The organism is Haoranjiania flava (assembly GCF_025631005.1).
GTDB classification, from domain to species: Bacteria; Bacteroidota; Bacteroidia; order Chitinophagales; family Chitinophagaceae; genus Haoranjiania; species Haoranjiania flava.
This window is the reverse complement of record NZ_JAOTPL010000073.1, coordinates 1-219: the sequence shown is the minus strand read 5'-3', so window position 1 is coordinate 219 and position 219 is coordinate 1. Positions and strand designations below refer to the sequence as shown.

At 42.9% G+C, this 219-nt stretch carries 1 pseudogene; it reads right to left on the bottom strand.

The features are described from left to right. Window positions 1–219: pseudogene (locus tag OD355_RS13865) on the bottom strand (hypothetical protein); the annotation flags it as partial.

Genomic DNA, 219 nt, shown 5'->3' with positions numbered 1-219 from the left:
GATGATGGATGCATTAGCCGTCATCATAGCAAAGAAGATCCACACCCGTTCGGTATTTTGTGTACGGGCTTTTACTTTGTTTAAAAGATAGTGGTTCTTTTCGTTTCCAAAACTACCCTCCAGTACTGTGGCTCTTACAACTGAGAGTGCAGAGCGCATTTGCTGTTTTTGAGTGGCCAGTTTTCCTTCATTGCCTTTGGCAACAAAACTGTTAGCGAT